The organism is Bradyrhizobium sp. 159 (genome assembly GCF_023073795.1).
Lineage (GTDB): Bacteria > Pseudomonadota > Alphaproteobacteria > Rhizobiales > Xanthobacteraceae > Bradyrhizobium.
The window spans coordinates 1-1,100 of record NZ_JADPKE010000062.1 but is presented as its reverse complement, the minus strand read 5'-3'; the positions used below and the strand labels follow the sequence as shown (position 1 = coordinate 1,100).

Here is a 1,100-nt window from a genome sequence, read left to right as displayed (position 1 = left end):
CAGGTTGTTGGCCTGAAGCGCGGTGTTGAGTTGATCGAGGGTCTTGACCGTTCCGTTGGTGCCGTCGCCGAAGGTGACGTTGACCGCCGTACCGCCGTTGAAGGAGCTGAAGGTCAAGGTCTTGCCGTTGATGCCGCCGGTGCCGGAGGTGCGGGCCGCGGTGAACGCCGAGGACGTACCGGTGTTGCCGGCAAGACCGAGCGCGGACAGCGCGTTGCCGGTGCCGGTGATCGACAGGTCGGCATTGACGCCGGTGGACAGCTTGAGCTGGCCGGAGGCGTTGATCGACGAAGCCGTCTGACCCGAGGCGGTCGCAAGCGTACCGCCGCCGCTGCCGTTGAGCGTGAAGGTCTGCACGCCCGTGGCGAAGTCGATCGCCTTCAGCACGTCGGCGATCGTCGAGCTCTGCAGGTAGACCGTCGAGTTGCCGTTGCCATCGGTGACGACGTTACCCGACACGCCCTGGGTGGAGGCCAGCGAAGCCGCCGTCGGCGTCGGACCGTCCTTGAAGGTGATGACATGGCCATCGACGTTCAGGGTCGAACCCGACGAGATGAACGACGACAGGGTCGCCGAGCTCGTGGTACGGGCCGCCGTCGCAGTGACGCTGCCGGCGCCGGTCGCGCTGGTCAGGCCGAGCTTGTTGAGGATGTCGGCCTTGCCCGTTACGCTGAGGTCAGAACCGATCGTGCTCTTCAGGACGAGCGCACCGCCGCCGCTGACGGACGAGATCGTCTGGCCGCTGTTGACCGTCAGGGTCCCGGCAACGTTGCTCTGCACCCCGCTGGCGAGGTCGATGGCAGTCAGGACGTCGCCTACCGCAGCCTTCGTGCCCGAACCGAGATAGATCGTCACGTTACCGCTGGTGTTGTCCGTGTAGACGTTACCGGTCGTGATACCGGTGGCAGCGACCCGGGTCTGACCGGTCGGGGCGGTCGTGGGCACGTCGCCGGCGGCAAAGGTGATGGTCTTGCCGTTGACGGTGAACGTGTCGCCCGCGGCAACGCCGGCGTTGGCGTCGCCAGCGGTCGCTGTGCCGTTCAGCAGGCTCGCACCAGTGGTCGCAGCGTTGATGACGGTTCCCGTATTCGTGCCCTGAA

1 protein-coding gene is annotated in these 1,100 nt (G+C 66.4%); it reads right to left on the bottom strand.

Annotation, left to right across the window (positions count from 1 at the left end; genetic code table 11):
* The coding region (locus tag IVA96_RS17545; protein ID WP_247418444.1) for a DUF1522 domain-containing protein at positions 1 to 1,100 on the bottom strand (1,100 nt) is incomplete at both ends.